The organism is Corallococcus sp. AB038B (genome assembly GCF_003668955.1).
GTDB classification, from domain to species: Bacteria; Myxococcota; Myxococcia; order Myxococcales; family Myxococcaceae; genus Corallococcus; species Corallococcus exiguus.
The window spans coordinates 134,658-157,328 of the sequence record NZ_RAWO01000002.1 but is presented as its reverse complement, the minus strand read 5'-3'; the positions used below and the strand labels follow the sequence as shown (position 1 = coordinate 157,328).

At 68.5% G+C, this 22,671-nt stretch carries 19 protein-coding genes; 10 read left to right on the top strand and 9 right to left on the bottom strand.

What is annotated here, in order from left to right:
- Positions 1-6: 6 nt before the first annotated feature.
- The 3 genes from D7Y04_RS11930 to D7Y04_RS11920 all read right to left on the bottom strand — a co-directional run bounded on the left by D7Y04_RS11930 (position 7) and on the right by D7Y04_RS11920 (position 4,256).
- The gene (locus D7Y04_RS11930; protein ID WP_121759884.1) at positions 7-2,292 is read right to left on the bottom strand and encodes a kelch repeat-containing protein; all 2,286 of its coding nucleotides are present in this window, start codon (positions 2,290-2,292) and stop codon (positions 7-9) included.
- Positions 2,293-2,442: 150 nt separating this feature from the next.
- Positions 2,443-3,333: a hypothetical protein gene (locus D7Y04_RS11925; protein ID WP_121759409.1), complete on the bottom strand. Its 891-nt coding sequence runs from the start codon at positions 3,331-3,333 to the stop codon at positions 2,443-2,445.
- Positions 3,334-3,374: 41 nt separating this feature from the next.
- Complete coding sequence (locus tag D7Y04_RS11920) at positions 3,375-4,256, bottom strand: hypothetical protein (protein ID WP_121759408.1); 882 nt, start codon at positions 4,254-4,256, stop codon at positions 3,375-3,377.
- A 135-nt stretch (positions 4,257-4,391) separates the two neighbouring features.
- Here D7Y04_RS11920 and D7Y04_RS11915 point away from each other — a divergent pair, with 135 nt between their 5' ends.
- Both D7Y04_RS11915 and D7Y04_RS11910 read left to right on the top strand, forming a co-directional pair.
- Positions 4,392-5,270: a hypothetical protein gene (locus D7Y04_RS11915; protein ID WP_121759407.1), complete on the top strand. Its 879-nt coding sequence runs from the start codon at positions 4,392-4,394 to the stop codon at positions 5,268-5,270.
- A gap of 10 nt (positions 5,271-5,280) precedes the next feature.
- Positions 5,281-5,541: a hypothetical protein gene (locus tag D7Y04_RS11910; protein ID WP_121759406.1), complete on the top strand. Its 261-nt coding sequence runs from the start codon at positions 5,281-5,283 to the stop codon at positions 5,539-5,541.
- Here D7Y04_RS11910 and D7Y04_RS11905 read toward each other — a convergent pair.
- Positions 5,538-8,252: a LuxR C-terminal-related transcriptional regulator gene (locus tag D7Y04_RS11905; protein ID WP_121759405.1), complete on the bottom strand. Its 2,715-nt coding sequence runs from the start codon at positions 8,250-8,252 to the stop codon at positions 5,538-5,540. The two genes, D7Y04_RS11910 and D7Y04_RS11905, sit on opposite strands and share 4 nt — an antisense overlap.
- A gap of 236 nt (positions 8,253-8,488) precedes the next feature.
- On the opposite strand from D7Y04_RS11905, the gene D7Y04_RS11900 reads away from it, so the two are divergent.
- Both D7Y04_RS11900 and D7Y04_RS11895 read left to right on the top strand, forming a co-directional pair.
- The gene (locus D7Y04_RS11900; RefSeq protein WP_121759404.1) at positions 8,489-11,374 is read left to right on the top strand and encodes a YncE family protein; all 2,886 of its coding nucleotides are present in this window, start codon (positions 8,489-8,491) and stop codon (positions 11,372-11,374) included.
- 187 nt (positions 11,375-11,561) lie between these two features.
- Positions 11,562-11,975, top strand: a complete 414-nt coding sequence (locus D7Y04_RS11895; RefSeq protein ID WP_147477092.1) for an immunoglobulin-like domain-containing protein — start codon at positions 11,562-11,564, stop codon at positions 11,973-11,975.
- 18 nt (positions 11,976-11,993) lie between these two features.
- Here D7Y04_RS11895 and D7Y04_RS11890 read toward each other — a convergent pair whose 3' ends face one another.
- Positions 11,994-12,899, bottom strand: a complete 906-nt coding sequence (locus D7Y04_RS11890) for a LysR family transcriptional regulator (protein ID WP_121759402.1) — start codon at positions 12,897-12,899, stop codon at positions 11,994-11,996.
- Positions 12,900-13,003: 104 nt separating this feature from the next.
- Between D7Y04_RS11890 and D7Y04_RS11885 the strand changes: the two genes are divergently transcribed.
- Positions 13,004-13,408 (top strand): RidA family protein, encoded by a 405-nt coding sequence (locus D7Y04_RS11885; protein WP_121759401.1) that lies wholly within the window; start codon positions 13,004-13,006, stop codon positions 13,406-13,408.
- A gap of 20 nt (positions 13,409-13,428) precedes the next feature.
- On the opposite strand, the gene D7Y04_RS11880 is transcribed toward D7Y04_RS11885, so the two are convergent.
- Positions 13,429-14,418 (bottom strand): hypothetical protein, encoded by a 990-nt coding sequence (locus tag D7Y04_RS11880; RefSeq protein ID WP_121759400.1) that lies wholly within the window; start codon positions 14,416-14,418, stop codon positions 13,429-13,431.
- 65 nt (positions 14,419-14,483) lie between these two features.
- Here D7Y04_RS11880 and D7Y04_RS11875 point away from each other — a divergent pair, with 65 nt between their 5' ends.
- Positions 14,484-15,875, top strand: coding sequence for an APC family permease (locus D7Y04_RS11875; RefSeq protein WP_121759399.1), 1,392 nt, complete (start codon positions 14,484-14,486; stop codon positions 15,873-15,875).
- Positions 15,876-15,930: 55 nt separating this feature from the next.
- Here D7Y04_RS11875 and D7Y04_RS11870 read toward each other — a convergent pair whose 3' ends face one another.
- Entirely contained in the window at positions 15,931-16,245 is a 315-nt protein-coding gene (locus D7Y04_RS11870; protein WP_121759398.1) for a hypothetical protein, read from the bottom strand.
- A gap of 385 nt (positions 16,246-16,630) precedes the next feature.
- Here D7Y04_RS11870 and D7Y04_RS11865 point away from each other — a divergent pair, with 385 nt between their 5' ends.
- The 3 genes from D7Y04_RS11865 to D7Y04_RS11850 all read left to right on the top strand — a co-directional run bounded on the left by D7Y04_RS11865 (position 16,631) and on the right by D7Y04_RS11850 (position 19,702).
- The gene (locus D7Y04_RS11865; RefSeq protein WP_121759397.1) at positions 16,631-17,185 is read left to right on the top strand and encodes a hypothetical protein; all 555 of its coding nucleotides are present in this window, start codon (positions 16,631-16,633) and stop codon (positions 17,183-17,185) included.
- Between the two features lie 923 nt (positions 17,186-18,108).
- Entirely contained in the window at positions 18,109-18,531 is a 423-nt protein-coding gene (locus D7Y04_RS45560; RefSeq protein ID WP_121759395.1) for an HYR domain-containing protein, read from the top strand.
- A gap of 94 nt (positions 18,532-18,625) precedes the next feature.
- A complete protein-coding gene (locus tag D7Y04_RS11850) occupies positions 18,626-19,702 on the top strand; it encodes a LuxR C-terminal-related transcriptional regulator (RefSeq protein WP_233601384.1) in 1,077 nt (358 codons plus the stop codon).
- 81 nt (positions 19,703-19,783) lie between these two features.
- Here D7Y04_RS11850 and D7Y04_RS11845 read toward each other — a convergent pair whose 3' ends face one another.
- Together D7Y04_RS11845 and D7Y04_RS11840 are read right to left on the bottom strand one after the other, a co-directional pair.
- Positions 19,784-20,494 carry an iron-containing redox enzyme family protein gene (locus D7Y04_RS11845; RefSeq protein ID WP_120597637.1) on the bottom strand — a complete coding sequence of 237 codons (711 nt, stop codon included), beginning with the start codon at positions 20,492-20,494 and terminating at the stop codon, positions 19,784-19,786.
- 79 nt (positions 20,495-20,573) lie between these two features.
- A complete protein-coding gene (locus D7Y04_RS11840) occupies positions 20,574-21,386 on the bottom strand; it encodes a GNAT family N-acyltransferase (RefSeq protein WP_121759393.1) in 813 nt (270 codons plus the stop codon).
- A gap of 154 nt (positions 21,387-21,540) precedes the next feature.
- Here D7Y04_RS11840 and D7Y04_RS11835 point away from each other — a divergent pair, with 154 nt between their 5' ends.
- Entirely contained in the window at positions 21,541-22,671 is a 1,131-nt protein-coding gene (locus tag D7Y04_RS11835) for a hypothetical protein (protein ID WP_147477091.1), read from the top strand.

The following is a 22,671-nucleotide window of genomic DNA, read 5'->3' as shown; positions in this document are numbered from 1 at the left end:
CATCACTCAGGGTGTGTACAGCTCCGCCGAGGACAGGTAACCGAGGGAGCCCCCCCATCCTCCCGCGATGAGGACCTGCCCGTCGGGCAGCAGCGTCGCGGACTGGTCCGAGCGCGGTACGACCATGGTTCCGGCAGGGATCCAGGTGCTCGTGGCCGGGTCGTACAATTGCGGAAACCGGCCCCCGACGACGAGCACCCTGCCACCGGGCATCAGCGTCGCGGTGTGGAGGGCGCGACGTTCGAGCATGGGGGCAATGGGGCTCCAGGTGCCCGTGGCCGGGTCGTACAGCTCCGCCGTCGCGAGACTGGAATCAAACTCGTCCACGCCTCCCGTGACGAGCACCCTGCCATCGGGCAGCAACGTCGCCGTTTGGAGGGCGCGGGCTTCAGTCATGGAGCCGGTGTTGCTCCAGGTGCCCGTGGCCGGGTCATACAGCTCCGCCGTCCTGGTGCTGCCAATTGAAGTAGTGAATCCCCCAGCGACGAGCACCCTGCCATCAGGGAGCAGCGTCGCCGTGTGGTTCCGACGCCACTCCGCCATGGAGCCGGTGTAGCTCCACGTGCCCGTGGCCGGGTCGTACAGCTCCGCCGTCGGGGGCGCGCCGGGAACGTCACTGCCTCCCGCGACGAGCACCCTGCCATCAGGGAGCAGCGTCGCCGTCTGGCTGGAGCGAGGTTCGGCCATGGTGCCGGTGGGGCTCCAGGTGCCCGTGGCCGGGTCGTACAGCTCCGCCGTCGCGAGGAAGCCGCTGGAGTTGAGTCCCCCGACGGCGAGCACCCTGCCATCGGGCAGCAATGTCGCCGTGAACTGCCAACGCCCTTCCGCCATGGAGCCTGTGTTGCTCCAGGTCCCCAGGGCCGGGTCGTACAGCTCCGCCGTCGCGAGGTAGTCGACATCCGAGGCGAGCCCTCCCACGACGAGCACCTTGCCGTTGGGCAGCAGCGCTGCCCTTTGGTCGGCGCGAGGCCCCGCCAGGAAGTCCGTCAGGGCCCAACTCCCCGAACAGGCCGGCAGCCCTGTCGCGGTGAAGGTTTGGGTGTCGGTCAGGTTGAACGCATTGGTGACAGTCACGGTGATGGAAGGAGGAGCGCTGGCACAGGAAGGAGCCGTCCAGGTGACGCGGCTGCGGAAGGGGTCACTGAGCGGCAGTTCCAGCCAGCCGGCGGTGGCCTCCCAGGAGAAGGTGAGCGCGGAACCCTCCGGATCGATGGCATTCACCTCGTAGGCGAACTCCTGGCCCGAGGTGGCCGTGTCCGCGGAGCGGTAGGAGCGGATGATGACGGGGGGAAAGTGATTGGCCGGAGGCGTGTCGCGGACGCACAGCGCGACGGTGCCGGTGTTCTGTCCGCCGCGCCCATCCGTGACGGCGACGGTCAGACTGCAGTTGTTACAGGTCCCCCCGGGCAGGGCCGAAGGCGTGAATTGAGCAGAACTGGAGGAGGCCTGGGCCCAGGTCCCGGCACAGGATGCGCTCCAGGCATAGGCGAGGCTGTCACCGTCCGGGTCGGAAGCCGAGGCGGAGACAGACGTCGTCTCCCCGACGGCCAGGGACGTGGGGCTGGCACTGAGAGCGGTCACCCCGGGCGAACTGTTGAAGGAGAGGGACAGCTCCGCCTCCCCCTCCCCGTCCGCGGTGACGTTGACCGCCAGCGTGACGCTGGAAGCCAGGCCGCGCGAGTCCGTCACGGTCAGGATCAGGGTTGCAATGCCCGTAAAGCCAGGCGCGGTCCACGAAGTGGCGGCAGCCGAGGTATCGGAGAAAGAACCCGCGGTCGCATTCCAGGCGTAGGAGAGCGTATCGCCCGGATTGGGATCATGCGCGGTGGCGGTCAGAGCGATGGTGCCGCCCACCGCCACGGAGGTGGAGGAAGCCACCAGGGAGTCAATGACGGGCGCCTCATTGTCGAAGGGAGGCGGAGGGTTGAGCTGCTGAAGGGTGATGGCGACCAGGGTGCTCTGGTTCGCGTTGATGGTGACTCCCGTAACGACCCCTTCGAAGCTCAGGTCGCCGGAGAAGTTGAAGGCCTGGGCCACGAAGGTGCGATCAGGGCCTGCGGGGATGTTGCCAATGATTCCTCCCCACACGCCGTGGGTCGCAGTCAGCTCCACTGTCACCGGCGGGATGTCCGGGCCGCTCGAGGTGACCAGGACGTAAAGGATGTCTGGGGCGAGCGCCTGGTTTGCAGAGACAGCGAAGCGGACCGAGCCCGTGTCCTTCGAGGAATCCGAGCAGCCCGCCAACAACGACACTGCGAGCGCGAGCACCAACGGAGTGAATGCCTTCTTCATGCGGCCGCCTCCCATTTTCCAATTCCTTGCAGTCAGCTGACTGGCTGACGTGGCGCGGAGTATTGGCAATGGGAGGCGGCGCTGGACATCACCCCGGTAGAGCACGCGCCATCGTTTGCCAGACGAATGCGGACGCTTGCTTGGGTGGCATCAGGGGACGGCGCTCACGTCCACGTCGACGACGCGGGGCTCCTCGGTGCTCGTCGTGCTGGTAACCGAGGGCATCTTGGCGGCCACCTTGAGCGTCAGCGCCCATCCGCCCGTGGCGAGCTGGGTGGGCACGTACTTCCAGGAGAGGTGCACGGGCCCCGTGGTCTCGCCCTCGGCCTGAAGCGCCGTGCGCGCCCGCTCCTCGATCTGCGCCGTCGTCAGCCGCGTCCGGAGCAGGTGGCCCGAGCGACCCAGGGCCGGCCAGGCGATGAGCGCGCGCTGGAAGCTGCCGTCCGGCCCGTGGGAGACCACCGCGCGGTGGCCCTCCACGCGAATGCCATTGATGGCGCGCATCACGAACGTCTTGTGGCGGTGGAGCGCGGGCACTTCGAGGCCCGCGGGGTCCTCGCTCTGGGTGAACGACTTCACCTGCCGCACCGCCCCAATCTCAGACGTGGGGATGCCCCAGCGCTGCAGGCGGGCCAGGGCGGTGCGCTGCAGGATCGCGGGCTCCTGCGGTGTCTCCGGGCCACTGGCGACCTTGTTCAGCACCAGCACCTGGCCTTCGGACGGGTCGCGCTCCAGCTTCCAGGACTGGGACTCCAGATCCGCGCGGGAGCCCAGCGTGTCCGTCTGGGTGAAGGGCTCGGTCGTCCCCACCAGGGAACCCTGCAACGCGGCGTCACCAAACGCGGTGCTGGGAAGCAGCGCGGTGGGAATTCCTCCGGTGGGCGGCGTGGCGATCGCCGTGGAGTCGAAGATGAAGCCCACGGTCGCACGGGCGGACTGCGTGGTGACGGCGGCGGGATCCATGAAGGCACCGTCGTCGCAGCCAGACACGGCGGCGAGCGGCAGGGCGGTCAGGAATCGGATGAGGAGATGGCTTTTCATGGCGGTTCGTTCTTTCTGTTCGAAGTCGAGGGGGGCGGTGATCACTCGGGCAGAATCTGCCCGCCGGAGGGGTCGCAGCCCCCCACGTAGAAGATGGTGGAGGCGACCTTGCGCCCGGTGCTCTTGCGGTCCCGCCAGCCGCCGGCCTCGAACATCGCCACGCGCTGCGCCTTGGTTTCACCGAAGACGATGGACACCGGGCAGTCGTCGTTGTCCGCGACGTTGTCCGAGCCGTCGTCCCAGTCGTAGGCCTCGTCGATCCAGTTCTCGCCCGCGCCATCGCCCCGCGAGTTCGCCACGTAGCGCTTCACGTAGTCCGTCACGAAGTTGCCGCACGACGAGTTGCCGTGAAAGGCATTCCACATGCTGAAGCCGCTGGTGGGCGTCACGAGCGACGTCCGGTACCCGCCCTGCTTCCAGACCTGGTAGTCGCCAGACTGGCAGGCCTTCACGACGGCGATGTTCAGCTTGCCGTTGCCCAGGCTCATGTGGGTGTCCGTGACGGCGGAGCACGCATCCGCGTTGGTCCCCATCACGAGCCAGCTGCGAAGGTTCGCCTCGCTGTGGCCGCCGTGGGTGTGCACGAAGAGGACGTCCGCGTCGTCCACTCCGGCATTGAGCTGGGTGTCCTTCGCGTCGGCCGCGGCCCCCTTCGAAGCGTCGGTCCAGAGGTCCGTGCGCGCACTTGAGTTGTTGATCGTGCGGACGTCCGTCCAGAGCCCGGAGCTGATCAGCGTGTTGAAGTAGTTGGCGAACGCCGCCGCCGTCTTCGTATGCACGGAGTGCGTGTCGGCATTGCACTGCCCCGCACCGCCGAAGTTGGCGATGCCGTAGACATGGGTTTCGTTCGCCAGCGCCGCCGCGGGCAGGAGCAGCGCGAGCGCCGCGCCCGTCCACTGGTGGGTCTGCATCCGGAGTCTCATGGTCCGTCTTTCTCCCCGTCTGGGGTGTCGGTGATGGACCCTCAACGAAATCCGGGCGGAATTTCCCTCACCCCCCTTCGCGAGAAAGTCGGGTGACTGAACGGAGGACCAGGGGGTGTTAGGGTGGAAGGTCCCGTGAACGAACTGCCCCTGCCCAAAGAGTCCCACCTCAAACCCTTTCCATTCGTCGCGCCGCACCGGGTCCTCGCGTGGGGGGTCTGGGTCGGCATCTTCCTCGTCGCCTATAACTATTTCAGCCGTGGCGGTGGTGCGGCTCGGGAGGCCCTGGGGGAGCCGCGGTTCTTCATCCCGTTTGTCGTCACGGTCTTCCTGACGCTGTTCGCCTTCTTCTACTGGCGGATCCGTCGCTGGTTGACGACCTACAATCAGGCGATCGCCTTCTTCAGCGCGGGGGACGAGCAGGAAGCCTCCCGCCGCTTCGAGGAGGCCGCCCGCCGCGCCACCCAGGGGGCGCAGCGGACGGTGTCGGTCGCCATGATGGGTCAGTGCGAGTTGGCGCAGGGGAACACCGGGCGCGCGCTGGAGCTCTTCGGCTCGGCGGAGCGCTCCGGGAAGCTCCGGGGCTCCGTACCGGCGATGTACAAGTGGATGCCCAACCTGATCGCCATCGTGCGCTTCGCGGAAGGGGACCTGGCCTCCGCGCGCGCCTGGCTGGAAGAGGGACGCAAGCGCAACAGCGACCTGCCCCCCATCTACGCGCTACTGCCGGAGGTCGCGCTCCTCTGCCGCGAAGGCAACCCCGCCGTCGCCGTGTCCACGCTGGATGCACGGGCGGGCGAGGCGGATTCACTGGTGGGGCGGGACGCACGCCGGCTCAAGCTCCTCCGGGCCTTCGCCCTGGACGCTCTGGACCCGGTGAGCCACGCAACGGCCATCGACGCGAGCCTCGCGTCCATGCAGCCCGTGCGCCCCGGCGACTTCGAGCTCCTCTCCGCCCGGTGGCCCGAACTGCAAGCCTTCATCGAGCGGCGGGGACTCTCCCGCGCGGCGTAAGGAGGGAAGGATGCCACGCAACAAGCAGGAGTACGGTCTCAGTCACGCGGACCGCGTCGCGGAAATCGAGCGGAAGTTCGGACGCGACCAGGTGGAGCCCGTGCTCGCGCAGTTGAGCCAGGTCTCGAACCCCACCGACCGATTGCTGGGCGCCATTGTCTTCTGCGCCAGGGAGGGACATGTCGAGGAGATTGCCGGCCTGGTGTCGCTCGCCAACACGGATGCCACCCGGCTCTTGAACGCCGCGACGGTCAAGGATGAGCGCGGTTAGAGGTTCCGCGCCAGCCGCTCCCGCGCCTTCACGATGGCCGCGGTGCGCGTCGTCACCTCCAGCTTCGAGAACACGTTGCGCAGGTGCCACTTCGTGGTGGAGAGCGCCACGTTGGAGCGCTCGCTGATCTCCTGGTTGCTCAAGCCCTGCGCCAGCAGCTTGAGCATCTGGAGCTCCCGCTCGGTCAGCGGCTCCAGCGGCGCGCTGGGCAGGGGCGCGATTGTGGCCGGCCCGCTGGGTCCCAGGGACAGCAGGTCCTGGTACCGCTCGGTGTAGCGGGCCGGCAGCACGTGGCTCAGCTTGCGCTGCGTGGCCGCCGCGACAATGACCTCCTGCAACCCTGGCGTCTCGTCGAACACGCCCCGGCTGAAGCCGAACCGGGGCACCAGCGCGAACCCCCGGTTCACCGCGGCGAATGCCGCAGCGGGGTCTCCCGCTCGCCAGTGACACACCGCCAGCGCGGCCAGCAGCGCCGTCTCCCGGGCCACGCAGCCCGCGTCATGCGCGCTGGCCCTCAGCGTCTCCAAGAGCCCGTGCGCCCGGTCGTGCCGCCCTTTCGCCATCAACACCCACGCCTGCGCCACCCCCAGCTGCTCCCAGGTCTCGTCGTAGAAGCGCCGCTCGCTCCATTCGCCCCGGCGCATGCGCTCGCCCAGGTCGAACTCCCGCGCCACCGCCTTCATCTTGGCAGGGGATTGCTCCACCAGCGCGAGGCGGATCTTCTCTCCGCAGACATGGGCCAGGAAGCGCGTCTGGTGCCCGCATTCGAGCACGCTGTGCAGGTAGTCCAGCAGCTGCCAGGCCTCCGCGTACTTGCCTCGAATCGCCTTGATGCGAGCCAGCACCAGGTAGGCCACCGCGAAGGTCTCGAACACCGCGGCCTGTGACATGAGTGGGAGGACTTCGATGCAGAGCGCCTCGGCCTCGTCCAACCGATTCTGGTCGTATCGGGTGTTCGCCAGCGCCGTCGCCGCGTTCACCCACACCGGGTTGCGCCGTCCCCGGCTCGCGCGCTCGAACGCCGCCTCGCACCGGTCCGACGCGTCCTTCATGTGCCCCTGCGCCCGGTCCGCCAGCACGATGAGGACGTCCGTGTAGCCCACCATGTAGGGGTTGTTCAGTCCCTGCAGCGTCTCTCGCGCGACCGACGCGAGCCTGCGCATCGAATCGAACCGGTTCTGCCGGAGCGCCTGGTAGGCCTTCGCCGCCAGCACCGCTCCCGCCATGAAGACGTCCGGGTCCTCGTCCCCCGGTGATGCCTCCAGCTCGATGCCAGACGCCGGGGCCGAGTCCGACAGGACGGCGTGCAGCAGCGCGAGCCTGGAGAGTTGTCGCGACAGCCGCTCGCGCTCCGGGTCCGCCGCAGCCGTCTGGAGCCGGCGCTGCGCGTCCTGCAGGGCCAGGGAGGCGGGCGCGAAGCCTCGGGACAGGATGAGGCACGCGATGCGCGCCACGCAGATGGCCGGCGCGTGGAAGGTCTCCTCCGCCGTCAGCTTCGCCGTCCAATGGAGCACGGAGGCAATCTCTCCCTCGCGCATCCACTCCTCCGCGCACCGGGCCGTGAGCTCCAGGCACCAGCTCCGGTCCCCCGAGGCGAACGCGTGCGTCAGGGCTTCGTCCGGCAGCGCGTGCGCGGCGAACCACGCGCTCGCCTCGCGGTGCAGCCGGGGGATGCGGTCGCCGTACGTGCACGCGAGCTGCGTGCGCAGGAAGTCGAGGAACAGCGGGTGGTAGCGGTACCACTGCTGCTGCGTGTCGAGCGACTGGATGAACAACTGCGCCCGCTCCAGCTCCGCCAGCAGCGCCGGCCCCTGGGTGATGCCCAGGAGCGCATTGCACAGCTCCCCGTTGAGCCGGTCCACCACCGAACTCAACACCAGGAACGCGTGCACCTCCTCCGTCTGCTCCCGCAGCACCACGTCCGCCAGGTACCTCGCGACGTCGTGGTTGGAGCCGACGGCCTTGCGGAGCGCGTCGCTCACGCTGGCGTGCTCGCCCGCCGTCAGCAGGGCCAGCTTCACGCCCGCCACCCAGCCCTCGGTGCGCGCGCGCAGGTACTCCACGTCCTCCGGATTGAGCGCAGCGCCGCACAGGCGCTGGCCCAGCTCGTGGATGGCCTCCCCGTCCAGGCCCAGGTCGCGGCCGTCGAGCGTCACCAGCTGCTCGGTGAGCTTCAGCTTCGCCAGGTCCAGCTCCGGCGGGCTGCGCGACGAGACGATCCAATGGACATGCGGCGGAGCGTGGTCCAGCAGGTACGAGAAGGCCCGCACCAGCGAGCGCTCACGCAGCACGTGGAAGTCGTCAATCACCACGACGAGCTCGCGCCCCAGGTTCCACAGGCTTCGCAACACCACCGTCGTCGCATGGTCGAGCGGGGGCGCCACCTGCGCGTCCAGCTGGCTCGCGATGTACGCGTCGAACTCCGGGGCCGCGCGGCGGATGGCGCCGACGAGATAGGAGAAGAAGCGCTCGGGCGCGTTGTCCCGCTCATCCAACGACAGCCACGCGAGCAACCGCGATCCGCCCACCTCGCGGTACCACTGCGTCAGCAGCGTCGTCTTGCCCGAGCCCAGCGGCGCGGTCACCAGCACGAGCGTGCCGCCGACACCCCGTTCAATCTTCTGGAGCGCCGCGCTCCGCGACACGAGCACCGACGCCGTTCGCGGCGGCGTGAGCTTCGTCGGCAGCAGGTGCGAGAGCGGATCGCCCATGGGCACGTTCCCCCTGTGACCGATTGATTGCCCAAGTAGACCACGCGCCACTCGCGCGGGGACCGGGGCCGGGACGCCTCCAACGTCAACCAGCGAACACCGAAGTGCGTCCCATCCCCACACTCCCAATGCCTGCAATGCCCTCCCCCACCCCCTCCCTTCGGAGGGGGCGATGTCGCGGGCCTCACTGGTAATCCCGAGTGCGCAGCTCTTACCCGCTCACCCAGGAGATCCCCATGGTCCGTACCCCGCAAGTGGGCCCGAGCAAGAACCGGTGGCGCACCCGAGCCGGTCTGCTGTGCGCCGCCGCATCGCTGTTCGCCGCATCCCCCGCCGCAGCCCAGGCGCCCTCGTTCATCGAGTTCGAGAGCGCGCACGTGCGTCCGTTGGCCCTCTCTCCGGACGGGACGAAGCTGTTCGCCGTCAACACGCCGGACAACCGCCTGGAGGTCTTCAATGTCACCAGCGAGGGCCTGTCGCTCGCGGCGGAAGTGCCGGTGGGCCTGGAGCCCGTGTCCGTCGCCGTGCGCAACAACACCGAGGTCTGGGTGGTCAACCACCTGTCCGACAGCATCAGCGTGGTGAGCGTGAGCGGCACTCCGCACGTGGTGCGCACGCTGCTCGTGGGTGACGAGCCGCGCGACATCGTGTTCGCCGGCGCCAACGGCAATGCGTTCATCACCACCGCGCACCGGGGCCAGCAGCGCACGGATCCGTCCATCGCCTCCGTGCCCGGCGCGGGGGACCCGCAGCTCACCACGCCGGGCGTGGGCCGCGCGGACATCTGGGTCTTCAACCCCGCGTCCCTGGGGACGACGCTGGGAGGCACGCCCGTCCGCATCCTGACGCTCTTCGGCGACACGCCGCGAGGCCTCGCCGTCAGCCCGGACAAGAAGACGGTCTACGCGGCCATCGCGCAGTCCGGCAACCGGACGACGACCATCAACATGGACAGCGTGTGCAACGGCTTTGGCAGCGCGGGCGTGTGCCTGGTCCAGCCGGACTCGTTCCCGTGGGGCAACAACCTCTTCCTGGGCGGCCTGCCCGGCCCGTCCACGAACGCCCAGGGTGCGAAGGCGCCGGAGACGGGCCTCATCGTCAAATGGAACAGCGCCCTCAGCCGCTGGGAGGACACGCTCGGCCGCAACTGGAACAACGGCGTGCGCTTCAACCTGCCGGACAAGGACGTCTTCGCCATCGACGCGGACGGCCTGCAGCAGAAGGCGTTCTACACGGGCGTGGGCACCACCGTCTTCAACCTGGCCACCAACCCGCGGACGGGCGCGCTGTACGCGACCAACAGCGACGCCAACAACCACACCCGCTTCGAGGGCCCCGGCACCTTCGGCGGCAGCACGGTGCAGGGCAACATCGCGAAGATGCGCATCACCGTCATCAAGGGGACGACGGTGTCTCCGCGCCACCTGAACAAGCACATCGACTATTCGAAGCTGGCCGGCGCCCCCGGCTTTGACTCCACGGCGAAGAACCACAGCCTCTCCACGCCCACGGAGATGGCCATCTCCAGCGACGGCGCGAAGCTGTACGTGGCCGCGTTCAGCTCCAGCAAGGTCGGCGTGTTCGACACCGCGGCGCTGGAGGCGGACACCTTCAACCCCCGGACGGCGAGCGCCAACTACATCCCCGTGAGCGGCGGCGGCCCCAGCGGCCTGGTGCTGGACGAGGCGCGCAACCGCCTCTACGTGATGACCCGCTTCGACAACGCGGTGAAGGTCATCGACCTGGCCACGAAGAGCCAGGTGGGCTCCGCGGCCCTCTTCAACCCCGAGCCCGCCTCCGTCGTGCAGGGCCGCCCGTTCCTCTACGACGCGAACTTCTCCTCGGCCAACGGAGAGGCCTCCTGCGCCAGTTGCCACATCTTTGGCGACAAGGACGAGCTCGCCTGGGACCTGGGCAACCCGGATGACCCGGTGACGACCAACGCCATCGACAAGCGGCTCGCGAGCAGCCTGGAGATTGGCGCGTTCCGCTTGCTCACCGGACATCCGAGCTCGGACGTCAACGGCACCGGCAACCAGAACTCCTTCCACCCGATGAAGGGGCCCATGACGACGCAGACCCTGCGCGGCATGTCCACCTCGGGCGCCATGCACTGGCGCGGGGACCGGTCGACGGGCTTCTTCGGCTCGGGTTCGTATGACGAAGCCCTGTCGTTCAAGAACTTCGTCGTCGCCTTCCCGGGGTTGCTCGGCCGCGTGGATCAGCCCACTGAGGCGGAGATGAACCAGTTCACGAACTACCAGCTCCAGGTGCAGCTGCCGCCCAACCCCATCCGCAAGCTGGACAACTCGCTCACGTCCACCCAGGCATCCGGCCGCGACTTCTACTTCGGCAGCCGCCGCGTGGACGGCCTGGCGATTGGCACCAACACCGGCTTCAACTGCAATGGCTGTCACACCATCGACGCCGCCCAGGGACATTTTGGCACCGACGGTCAGGCCAGCTTCGAGGGAATCAGCCAGATCATGAAGATTCCCCACGTGCGCAACATGTATACGAAGGTCGGCATGTTCGGCTTCCCGGACAGCAGCTTCTTCCAGCACTCGGAGACGGGGCCCACGGGCGACCAGATCCGCGGCTTCGGCTACACGCACGACGGCGCGGTGGACACGCTGTTCCGCTTCTTCAGCGCCATCGTCTTCTCCAACACCAGCATCGGCGGGCCGCTGGTGGGCTTCCGCGGCGACACCGATCGCCGCGAGGTGGAGGCCTACATGATGGCGGTGGACTCCGACCTGGCGCCCATCGTCGGACAGCAGGTGACGCTCACGTCGACGAACGCCTCCGCGGTGGGAGCGCGCATCGACCTGCTCATCGCCCGGGCGAAGGCGCCGTTCGTGTCGAAGATCCTCGGCGGCTCCACGTATGAGGCCGACCTGGTGGCGAAGGCCGCCATCGGAACCCGCGTGAAGGGCTTCCTCTTCGACCGCGTGGCCGGCACGTGGAGGCCAGACGACGGCACCGCCAACCTCACCACCACGGCCCTGCGCGCGCTGGCGAACACCCTGGGCCAGGAGGTGACCTTCACCGCGGTGCCTCCGGGCTCCGGCACGCGCATCGCGCTCGACCGGAACCTGGACGGCAGGCTCGACGGTCAGTGACGGACTGACGTGGATGGCCCCCTCCCCGCCTCTCCGGTGCCCCCGGGGAGGTGGGGCTTTTTCGTGTCCGCTGGCCGGGGCTCTCAAATAACTGAGAGGCCTGTCGGCACGGTCCCCCGGAAAACGATGGGATGACCATGGCCTGACAGCTGCATCAGCGCCAGAGCCCAATCCCAGGAGGATGCAGATGCGACTCACACTTCCGTTGATGGCCCTCACCACGCTGCTGGTGGCGTGTGGGGAGGTAGAGGTCTCTCTCTCCACGGACGCCACGGAGTATCGGCCCGGCGACACCGTCCAGTTCGAACTGCGCAACGAGGGCACTCGCGAGGTGGGCTACAACCTCTGCACCGTCCGAGTCGAGCGCAGTCAGGACACCGCGTGGAGCACCACACCGCACCTGGACGAGGGCGAGGCGTGTCCGCTCATCCAGCACACACTGAAGGCCGGCGCCCGGGCCCATGGCACGCTGAGGCTCCCCGCGGAGTTCCCTGCCGGCGAGTACCGCATCGTGCACGACGTGGACACCCTGCGGACCGACTCAGAGGGGCGGACCCTCCAGGAGCAGGTGATCAGCAATCCCTTCCTCATCGAGCCGTGACGATGCGGGATGGCTGGCTCAGCGCGCCTTCGGGTTCCATTGATCGACCATCAGGTCGATGAAGCGCCGCACCTTCGCCGGCAGGTGACGTTTGCTCGGGTAGAGCGCCATGATCGGGACATGCTCCGTCTCACAGGACGGAAGCAGCGCCTTGAGCCGCCCGCTCGCCAGGTCTTCGTTGACCAGGAAGCCGGGAAGATAGGCGATGCCCAGCCCCGCGACGGCTGCGTCCCGGAGCGCCTCGCCACTGTCGAGCCGCAGGCGGCTTCGTCCTTCCACCTTCACCGTGGCGCCGTCCTTCTGGCGCAGGTGCCAATGCTGCCGTCGCGTCCGGCTGCTGAAGACCAGACACTCATGCTCCGCCAGATCCTCCGGCGTGCCAGGTTCGCCGCGCGCCTCCAGGTAGGCGGGCGCCGCGCAGACGAACACCGGGTATCGGGCCACGGTCCGCGAAACCAGGCGCGTATCGGTGCTGGAGGCATTGATGCGCACTGCCAGGTCGTAGCCCTCCTCGATGATGTCCGAGACGCGGTCGGAGAAGCTCACCTCCGCCTGCACCTCGGGCCAGGTCCGCAGATAGTCCCGCAGCAAGGGAAGGACATGCAGTCTGCCGAACGCGGCGGGCAGCGTGAGCCGCAGCAACCCTCGGGGAGTCCCCGTGCGCTGCCCGACACTGGCCTCCGCGTCGTCCAGGGCCGCGAGGACCTGCAGGCAGTGCTCATGAAAGACACGGCCCTCGTCGGTGAGGCTCAGCTGGCGTGTGGTGCGATTGAGCAGGCGCACCCCCAGGCGGGACTCCAACCGGGCCAAGGCCTTGCCCGCCGCCGAGCGCGTCAGGCCGAGCGCCTCTCCGCCGCCCACGAAGCTGCCCGCGTCCACGACGGACATGAAGGCGAAGATCTCATCCAGGTGGGCGCGTTTCATCGAGGGCGCTCGATTGTAGCGACCGCGTCGCTGGAGAGGGGAACGCTGTTCGTCAATGGCCCCGGTATACGAGTCCGGCACTCACCTCTCCCTGGAGATCACCCATGCCCGTGACCCTGCTCAACCCCGACGGAATCATGAAGCCCGACGTGTACCGGCAGGTGGCCATCGCCACCGGCACCCGGCAGGTGCACATCGCGGGACAGGTCGCGTACGACGCGGAGGGGCAGTTGGTCGCTCGCGGCGACCTGGCCGGACAGGTTGCGCAGGCCTACCGCAACGTCGCCATCGCCCTCGCGGCCGCCGGGGCGACGTTCGACGACGTCGTCCGGCTGACGTTCTACGTAGTCGACTGGAAGCGCGAAGCGATGCCTGACTTCCTCGCCGGCATCGAGCAGGCCGCCAGGGAGCTGCGGATCTCGCCAGCGCCGGCCTCGCTGATCGGGGTCTCGGCGCTTTACGAGCCGGGCGTCCTTGTGGAGATCGAAGCCACGGCCATCGTGGGCTGAGCCGCTTCCCGCTTCAGGGGTCACCCGGAGCGGCGGCGCCGCGACCTGGCGCGCGGGTGTGGAGGCTTCTCGCGCGGCGGCTTGACGGCCTTGGAAGCCAGAGGCGTCCGGGCGAGGTGGAGCATCTGGTAGAGGCTCAGCAGCATCATCGTCACCGCGCGGGATGCATCCGGGGTGGAGGACTTCTCCTCCCCCGTGTCCTTCGGGACAAAGGGACGCCAGGTCTCCTCCAGCTGGATCCGGAGCCGCAGGTGCTCTCCGGTGATGCGCAGCCGCTGGAGCTTCGCGCCGGGAGGAAGGCGCACGGCCGCCCGGGCCCGGTCGAGTGACAGCGCCACGAGCCGCGGGTGCCGCTTCTCCTTCACTCGCAGCCGGGCCTCCAGGAACAGCGCATCGTGTTCCTTGATCCGCGTGCGCCGCCGGGGCCCGTTGGGTCCACGGTCGCTGACCCGGACACGGCGTCGCTCCACCGCGCTCAGCCGCAGGTGCGAGCCATCCGCCAGCCGCGTTTCCAACGTGAGCCACGGGTCCAACACATCCGGCGGAGCCGTCTTGATGCGCTTGAGGACATACAGGCTCGAACCAGGCCCCAGGGGACGGGGGTCGGGACGAAGCCGCAGGCGCACGGGCGTATCCGGCGCGAGGTCCGCCTTGAGGCGCTGGAGCACCCGGACCACCAGCTCCGGCCGGCGGCCCGGATCGTCGCCAGCGTGCCCAGGCACGCGAATGCGGGTGAAGAACAGCCCGCGAATCCCCAATGCGGCCGCAAGCCCGAGCCCCAGGACTCCCGCCACGACGGACAGCGGGCCTTCGACAGTGCCAGCAATCCCGATGCACAGGATGACGACCCCTAGCGGCGCCAGGGACCGCGCCCCGGACAGCAGGCGGTGCTTGAAGCGACGGGCCTGCTGGGCCGCAGGGAGCGCGCGCAGGGCACTCTCCACGCCTGACAGGGGGCCTTCTACCGCCAGGGCATCCAGCGCCGGGTCGATGCCATCCGAAGTCGCCAAGGGGCCCCTCCTTCCAACATGGACATGTTCGGGAGCAGCCATGCTAGCCGATATGCTGGGGGCCCATGAGTCCCTCCCCCCCACAGGATGAAGCTGGAGCCCACCGCGACGGCTACGCCCGGCGCGTCGGATTGTTCTCGGGGGTGATGCTCGTCATTGGCGGCATCATCGGTTCGGGCATCTTCCTCAACCCGGCCATCGTCGCGCAGCGCGTGCACACACCCGCGCTCACCCTGGCCGTGTGGCTGCTCGGCGGAGTCGTGGCGCTCATTGGCGCCTTCATCTACGGGGAATTGGGACAGCGCATCCCCAAGGCGGGCGGCAGCTATGTCTATCTGCGCGATGCCTTTGGTCCCCTGCCCGCGTTCCTCAATGCGTGGGGTTTGATGCTGATGATCGCCACCGGCGCCATCGCCGCGGTGGCCGTCACCTTCGCCAACTACACCCTCGCGCTCACCGGCCTGGGGCCCGGGTTCCGCTTCCCCCTCGCCGTCGGCGCCATCCTCCTGCTCTCCGGGGTGAACTACTTCGGCGTGCGGTCCGGGACGCTCACGCAGAACATCTTCACCGTGCTCAAGCTGCTGGCGCTCGCGGTGCTCGTGGGCGCGGGGCTCCTGCTCGAAAGCGCCCATCCCGCAGCGGTGGAAGTCGTCGCCGCTCCGGTGGCGCCCGACTCCCTCGTGCTCGCGCTGGGGGCGGCGCTCGTCCCGGTGCTGTTCAGCTACGGCGGCTGGCAGCAGACGAACTTCGTGGCCGAGGAGATGGTCAACCCCGAGCGCAACCTGCCGCGCGCCCTGCTGCTCGGCGTCATCGGCGTGGTGACGGTGTACCTGCTCGCGAACCTCACCTACCTGCGCACGCTCGGCGCGACGGGGCTCGCGGCGAGCAGCGCCCCGGCGGCGGACGCGCTCGGCCAGCTCATCGGGCCCGCGGGCCGCACGTTCATCACCCTGGGCGTCGCCCTCTCCACCTTCGGGTTCCTCAACCTGGTCATCCTCGTGTCGCCGCGCGTGTACCAGGCCATGGCCGCGGATGGACTGTTCTTCCCGTGGATGGCCCGGCTGCACCCGCGCTACCGCACGCCCTCCAACGCCATCCTCTTCCAGGCGGTCTGGGCCATCCTCCTCACGGGCACGGGCACGTACGGCGAGCTGCTTGATTACGTCGTCTTCGCCGACTGGCTCATCTTCGGCGCCACGGCCGCGACGCTGTTCGTCTACCGCGCACGCGAACGGCAGGGGCTGGTGCCTCGCGCCGCGTACCGGGTGCCCGGATATCCCATCACCCCGCTCCTCTTCATCGCGGCGGCGCTGTACGTCCTGCTGGGCTCCACGGCCTCCAACCCGCTCAACGCGCTCAAGGGCACGTTGCTGTTTGGCGCGGGCGTGCCCGTGTTCTTGTTCTGGCGCCGGCGCACCCGGCGGCCCGAGACTCCACCGGCCCTGGGCGCGCCTTGATGGGAGGCCCGGCGATCCATCGCGATCGCCAGGCGCCCCGGTTCACGCTCGCGACTCAGCTCTCGACGGCGGCGGACTGCTCAGCGGCCGGGTTCTGCTCGCTGCACACCCGCGAGGAGGCATCGGCCTGCTGGACCGCTTCCGGAGTCGCCGGGGCGGAGGAGTCGCTGGAGCCGCCAATGCCATCCACGCAGCCCCAGAACATCGCGTTCTCGGCGCACGTGGTCGTGCGTCCCCAGACATCACAGACCATGCTGCAGGGCCGTTCATAACAGATGTCTTCGCACTGGGGCTTCGCGGCCAGGGCCGCCGCGGGCGAAAGAGAAACAACAGCCAGGGCAGCCAGGAGGGACTTCTGCAGCGTGCGCATGTGTGCTCCGTCTGAGAAGAACTGCCTCACCAGTGTATGATGTTGTTTGACTACGAGTACAACACGTATTTGTTTTGCTCTCAGTCGCTCGACGACATCGGGAACCTGACGGAAGCCTGCGGCTGATTGTGCCCATTGCGTCTCCCCCCACTCGCCTGCCTACCCGGCGAGCAGGGGTACGCCGAACCCAGGTGGCGTGTATGGGCAGACCCGTGGAAAACCCCTAGCCGGGACTCCAACGCAATGTGCAACACCGTCCGGACGCAATCGTCCGCGCCCACAGGAATCACCTGATTTGCTCGTTCTGATTTGCAGTTAAATCAAGACCAGTGTTAGGAAGTCCTCGGCTTCGGCCAACCCCACACAATCAACTCAGGAGTAGTCCATGACGAGGAACGTGAAGCGTTTCCTGGCCGCCTCCCTGTTGTCCCTCGCGCCGTCGGTTGCCTTTGCCGCTCCGGCCGATCTCGGGTTCCCCGACTACCTGTCCCAGCGCGACGAGTACGTCAGCGTTCGCGAGGGCGCTGTCGAACTTCCCCAGGTGCGGAGCGGCGCCTCCATTGGCCCGGCGCTGGAGAACTTCTTCGTCTCCAACCAGAGCGGCGCCACCATCTCCCTGGGCCTCCAGACCGTGAACGGCACGTTCAACGGCGTGTTCACGCCCTATCCCGTGCCCACCGCCACCCTGGGCGGGTTCCAGATCAACGCCCCCGCGCCGGCCCCGTCGTTCTCCCAGCAGTACTACTGGACGGTCAACCCGTCGGCCCCGTCCACGTCGAAGACGTGTGTCTGGCGCGTGGACATCGCGGACAACGCCGGGACCTGCACCGCGACGATCTATTACGGCACCTACGGCGGCGCCGTCTGTGCCGTCGACACCATCAACTCCTTCATCGACGTGAACACCTGCCAGGCGCAGATCGTCACCATCATGCAGTGACGTGAGCGTCACGCCGCCCGGGGCCGTTGCAGGAGGCCTCGGGCGGTGCAGGGTCAATCGCGACATCCTGGCGCGCAATGACAGCTCTGGAGATGATCCAGCCGGCCGTGGCAAGGTTCGCTGGGTCCTCGCCCCAGAGAAGACATGCGCCGAGCTGTCATAGCCCTGCTGCCGTTGTTGTGTGTCCTCCCGTCATTCCAGCAGGCGCAAGCGAAGGAGCTGGCGGCACTCGTCCGCGACCTGACTCCCGGGACGCAGTCGGGTTCTCCCTCGACCTTCACGGCCCTGGGGAACACCCGGTTCTTCTTCGCGAACACCCACGGCCGCATCGACGTCTGGAGGTCGGATGGCACGACCCTGGGCACCGTGAGCGTGTCCCATCCACCGTCAGCCACCACGGGCCAGGAGCCTGGGGGTCGCGGCCTCGTGGTGGGGAATGCCCTCTACTTCGTCGCCAACAACCTCCATGACCTGGTGCGCATGGACGGGACGTCCGCCAGCACAGCGGTCGTGGCGGAGGATTCGAGCCCGCAGGTTTCCTGGTCCAACACGCGCGGTGTCGTGCTTGGCGATGGGCTGCTCTATTGCCTGGAAGGCAATGGCCAGGTCGAGCTGTGGCGCGTGGAAGGATTGCAAGGCCGGAAGGTCGCGGGGCTTGCCGACTCCGGATGTCTCCCACTGGGCCCCGCCGTGGGTGGACGCGCCTATTTCAGCCTGGGCGTGTACGGCCTCTGGAGCACGGAGGGCACCGCGCCGGTGCAATTGGATCCGGGAACGCCCCTGGACTCGCCCGACCACTTCACCGGTCTGGGCAACACCGCCTACCTCACCGCCATCAACGCAGCGCGCGGCCAGGAGGTGTGGAAGACGAACGGCACGCCGGAGAGCACCCAGCGCGTGTGGACCGCTGAGGACGGCTCGCCGTGGGCCACCATCCGTTGGATGCACCCCCTGCGCGACAGGCTGGTCTTCAGGACACCACGGCGCCCACGCTCCAGTGCCCGGCGGACATCGAGACGCAGGTGGCTGAGGGCGGAAAGAGCCTCCCGTATACTTTCGCGGCCACCGCGACGGATGCCGTCACCGCCGAGCCGACCCTCACCTACAGCCACGAATCAGGCAGTCAGTTCAACCTGGGCGACACCCTCGTGAAGGTCACCGCGACGGACGCGGCGGGCAACGCGGGTACCTGCTCGTTCAAGGTCAAGGTGACGGAGTTGGAGTCGGGCTGTGGCTGCGGCGCGACGCCGGGCACCGGCGGCTGGATGTGGCTCGCGGGGCTGGGGTGGTGGCTGTGGCGAGGGCGGCGCCTGCCCGAACCGAAGGGGCCGGGCAATACCTCTTGAGGGTGAGGGACAGGTTTTCAGCACGTAGCTATGGATGAGCGGTCGCGACGTACAAACCCGCAGGGTTGCCCCAGGAGGGTGGATGTTCAGTCCCATGAATCGCACTGCCGACGGGATCAAGGACCGGGCCATCGTGGCCCTCAACAGCTCCCTGTTCCTCCCCCAGGCCCTCGAGGCCGCACGCGCCCCCTTCCTCGAGCTCGTTCAGGCCGACGCGATGGCGCTATGCCTCATGCACGTCGCGCCCAAGGCGGACTTCCGGTGGTTCGTCCCGGGCCACCCGCTCCGCATCCTCGATGAGTATGCCAGCCTGATTGACCATGACTTCCTCCGGGCCCCCATCTTCGCCCGGCCCAACGTGCCCGTCCGCGACACGCAGCTCCTCACCCGCGGGGAGTATGAGCGAACGCTCATCTATCAACGCAGCCAGGAGCTGGACCCGCGCTTCGAGCACATCATGGCCGTGCTCCTCCACATCCGCCCCGGTCTCGTCGCCGCGCTCGCGCTCTACCGGAACCGGCGACGCGCCTTCACCACCGAGCACGCCGCCGTCCTCTCCAGCCTCAACCCGCACCTGGTGAACGCGGTGCGCAACTGCAGTGACGTCCAGACGCTCATGACCGGAGCCAGCCTCCTTGAAGAGCTCTACCGCCGCAACGACTCCGCCTTCCTCGTCGTGGAGAACTCCTCCAAGGAGGCGATGCGCTCCGAGCACGCCGCCGCCCTCCTGGATCGCTGGTTCACCCGGTCGGACCTCGACTCCTCCGGACTCCCGCGTGCCCTGAAGGAGCAGCTGGACGCCCTGGTCTCCATGGGCGCGGACGCCCGGCTCGGGAACACCCGCTGGGTCTCCAACCATCAGGATGGCAACCGCACGTGCCGGTTCGTCGAACTGCCCACCGAGGAAGGCCCCCGGCGATGGGCCCTCTTGCTGAACGAGACGCCCCACTCCATCCCGCTCCCCGTGGAGATGGAGTGCGAGCTCACCACGCGCGAAGTCACCGTCGCGAAGTGCCTGCTGCGCAATCGGAACAACGAGCAGATCGCGGATGAGCTCGACCTCTCCGTCCTGACCGTGAAGACCCACGTGCGAAACATCTTCGACAAGCTGGGCATCGACGGCCGCGCGGACCTCATCTACCAGGCCGCGCGCCTCAACAAGCCTGTCTGAGAAATTCGAACGCAAGGAAAGACGCCTCCCGTAGGGCCAGGGCTTGAACGGGAGGCTCTCCCAGCTTGCGTGTGTTTGTCTCTACCTCGTGTGGGGGTGGCCGGCGGTGGCGTCCTCACGGAAGATGCGCGGGTAGACGCTCCGGGCGACCCGGGCGGAGAAGAGGATGGCCTCCTGGTCCTCCGGATCCGTCAGCGGCGTCAGGATCTTCTGCATCTCCGCCACGTGGCCCCCGTCCAGCGCGCCGTGGCTGCGCAGGAACGTGACGGACTTGCGGATGTTGGGGATGGTGGACACCTCCAGCAGCCGCTCCGCCCACACGCCCGCCCGCGTCTGCGACAGGTACTCCAGCGCGTACGCGGTCCCCAGCACCGCCGTCGGCACGCCCGAGAGCGACGTGAAGAAGTTCCACCCCGTGTAGGCATCCACCGCGGGGTTGTGCGCCGCCGCCTCCACCTGCGCCTCCGGGACGCCCAGGTTCTTCAGGTCCGTCAGCAACCAGATGTCGTGTCCCCGCTCCTCCTCCCCCTTCTGGATCAACAGCTTCGCCAGCTCCGGGTGCCGGCCCAGCCGGTTCAGCCGGTGACCCGCCTCGGCGAGGATGGGGGTGCTCCAGCGGGCGTAGTGATACGTCTGGACGAGGTAGTGGATGTAGCCCTCCACGTCGAGGGTGCCGTCGAGGAGGCCGCGGGCGTCGGGGTGCGCATCCACCGCCGCCACCAGCCCCCGCGCCTCTTCGTCCAGCGCCGCCAGCCAATTCGTTGCCGTCTGCTGCTCCGTCTGGGTTTGCATGTACGTCTCCTGTCCGGGGCCTTTCGGGCTCCCGGTTGTTGCGTGTGGAAGGTGAAGGGAAGAAAGGAACGGCCCCGGCCTAGGCGGCGGGGCTCACACCGAGGTCCAGCGCGTTGAAGCGCGCCAGGCTGTCCGCGGGGATTTCATCCAGCGCCATGACGAGCGGCAGCGTGAACCACTGGAAGTACGCGTCGTAGAGCGGCTCCGAGATGAAGCGAGCCCCCATCGTGCTGGCGAAGAGCGAGGGCGACCGGGGCAGCCGCAGTCCGTCCAGCTGCCCCTGCTCCGCCCTGGCCCGCTCCTCGGGCGTATAGAAGCGGTTGCGGGGATGCACCGGGGCCTGCCACGGGTCGGGCACGTCCACCCGCCACCGAGGGCTGAGCCATCCGCGGCTGGCCGCCACCTGCCACGACAGGAGCGCGTCCTCGGGCGAGTCCGTCTCCAGGTTCGCGGACGCAATCCAGTGCGTCACCCCGCGCCGCCGGCTCTCCGTGTACATGGCCGTCTGCAGCCACGTGACGGCCTCCGTGCGGCGCCACTTCGGCAGCACGCAGAAGCGCGACGGCTCCGCGAACGCCATGCCCGGCTGGATGACCCTGGAGAGGTCCACCCGCTGCGCCATCTCCAGCCCCACCGTCCCGCCCAGGTTCGCCGCCACCTCCGCGTTGGGCAGCGCCACCCGCATGGTCGCCACGGCTTCCGAGCCGGCATGGACGAGCAGGTGCACCGTGGTGTCGAGCGTGTCGATGCAGGTCATCTCCCGCCGCGACACCGACCACTGCTCGTGCAGCAGTCCCATCTCTCCGCCAAAGACGGCCCAGCGGATGCGAGCCACGTCATCGAGATCCCGCTGTGTGGTGGCAACACGCCAGCGCCAGTGAATGCAGCTCATGGGTCCACTCCCGGTAGGGAAACGGGCCGGTGTCTCACCGCCCTCACACGTTATTTCGTCGCGGGTGACCCGAGTTCGAGCGCCGATTCGACTACGCTGAAACATGCGGCTGGGAGCATGGGGCCCTGACCGCGATCGGACAGGGGCATCGAGGATGAGCGCGGTTGCTGCGGGAGTGTGTCTGCTGGTGGAGCTGGGGCTGGGCGTGGCGCTGCTGGTCGGCACCTTCTTCACCCTCGCTTTCAGCAGCGAGTCGTACCGGCACTCCGCCACGCCGCTGCATCAGGCGCTGAACGGGCTGGCCTTCGTGCTCGCGGTGCTCCCCCTGCTCCTCACCCTCTGGGTCGGCTGGCGGCGCTTCCTGTCGGACCGCCCGTTCGACTCGCTCCCGCTGGGGATGGGCCTGCCCATGGTGGCGCTGGTCGCGTGCGCCGTCACCGCCGCCCTGGCCATCATGGGAGGCGAGTGGTCGACGTCGCGTCACCGCGCACGACAGGAGCTGGAATCGCGGCTCGCACTGCGCGCGGCGGTCGAAGGGGGCGCGGTGGACAAGGCGTGCGACCTGGTGGCCGCGGATCCGCGCGCCTCGGCCGAGGACATGCGCCGGTGCCGAGAGTTCATCGAGTCCCGCCCCGACGCCGAGGCCCGCTGGACGGAGTTCGCGAAGTTCGCCGACTCGCGGGGCGGCTTCAACTCCTGGCACCTGGGGCAGACGGGGCTCGCGCCGGACTGGGAATGGGGCAGGACGGTGCCGGTCATCCGGTATGACCAGGAGTGGTTCCTCCGCACGTTCTATGAAACGTGGCTGGCCCGGATACAGGACCTGCCGACCCTGGAAGACCTGGGCGGGTTGCAGCTGGCGCTCCAGAGCAGCACCCGCTACCTGGGCTGGGATGCCCGGGCCGTGGAGACCCTCCGCACCCAGGTGCTCCCCACGCTGAGCGCGCGGCTGGAGGCACAGGATGCCCGCCTGCGCGCCCTGCCGGGCATGGACCCCTGGGTGCTGGACGCGATTCGAGACCGCATCCAGAGCCTCCAGACGAAGCCTGACGACGGCGTGGAGCCGCTGCCCCCGTTGCCGGGAACGCCCTCGCCGGGAGCCATCGGCGTGGCGCGGATGGACGACACGGGCGCGCTGGACCTGTGGCTGCGCGCCACGCCCACCTCGGGGAACTTCGGAGACGTCTACGTGCGCCGGGCGTCGTACGACAGCGAGTACGAAAAGTGGCTGAAGTACCTGGGGCCGCTGCGTCCCGGAGAGCTCCGGTTCATCCCCGAGCCCTGA